The following is a 407-nucleotide window of genomic DNA, read 5'->3' as shown; positions in this document are numbered from 1 at the left end:
ATGCGACCGCGGATGCTCTTGTCGCAAGCTCAACGCGACTGCCATGATCCCGCCGGCATCGAATGCGACGGCAACGGGCAGGTCGACGATAGCGCTCACGCTCATGCGCACGCTGCTGCACGTCGCGTATCCCTCGCCGCACGCGATGATGTCCGCACCAGGGCGCTGGCCAAGCCAATGGAAGGCACCTAGCTTGTCCATGCCTTTGCTGTAGCGTTTCTCGCCCTCTTGGTCAATTTTCTGCATGCCGACCAACTGGCCAGCGCGCACCATCGGAATCAGCAGCAGTCCGTCCGAACTGACGCGTACGCCATCGGCTACGATCTGTTTGCGCGCAAGGTAGGGATGCTCAAGCGGCACATGGGCCGCTTTGCTCCAAGCGTCCCGCGCGCGGTTTGCCGCGAGCC

General features: G+C 63.1%; 1 pseudogene. It reads right to left on the bottom strand.

Annotated features, from left to right (window positions below):
- A pseudogene (locus F1735_RS34325) lies at positions 1 to 407 on the bottom strand (VapE domain-containing protein); the annotation flags it as partial.

Origin of the sequence: Massilia genomosp. 1 (assembly GCF_011682185.1) — a bacterium.
In the GTDB taxonomy this organism is placed as follows: Bacteria; Pseudomonadota; Gammaproteobacteria; order Burkholderiales; family Burkholderiaceae_D; genus Telluria_A; species Telluria_A rubra.
Note: the sequence above shows the minus strand (reverse complement) of the source record. Positions and strands in the feature narration are given on the sequence as shown.